Below are 509 nucleotides of genomic sequence, written 5' to 3' on the forward strand. Positions count from 1 at the left end.
CGAATCATCACAATCTGTGCATAGGGAACATTTGTAATGATCCGGTTGTAATTTAAATGTTCTTTTATCCTTGAACCATCGAACAAAAGGTGAGATCAACTTTATGGGGACCAATGAAGCTTCTATTGCAGGCAGCAGCCTGTGGGATGTGATGTTCTTTTGTATATAAAATTCACACATTTTCCCATAATCTCGAATATGCCAGTATTCCATATCATTAAAAGGGGCACTGAGGTCTGAAAACCCAAATTTGGAAAATATTTTTGTCACAGTCGAATTTGCCGTGGTGTTGAGCAGGAGTTTAATATTTTTTTGTCTGGTAAATGCCAGTATCGGCTGAAGGCTAGCAACTCCCCGTACTGAAGGTCGCACATATAATGACGTACCGGCTGCAGCGATATCATTTATCCCTTTTATCTGATATTTTACAGGGATATTCCCCAGAAAACCAACAATTTCCGATTTCTCGTCTTCAATGACCCAGCCATACGGGATGGATCGATCCATCC

Annotated in this window: 1 protein-coding gene; it reads right to left on the minus strand. The window is 40.5% G+C overall.

Going from position 1 to position 509, the window contains the following annotated elements; genetic code table 11:
• Positions 1-509 (minus strand): GNAT family N-acetyltransferase (locus E7X56_RS11975; RefSeq protein ID WP_210409281.1); only part of this gene is annotated, 509 nt, incomplete at both ends.

The organism is Methanococcoides sp. NM1, assembly GCF_900774285.1.
Taxonomy (GTDB): domain Archaea; phylum Halobacteriota; class Methanosarcinia; order Methanosarcinales; family Methanosarcinaceae; genus Methanococcoides; species Methanococcoides vulcani.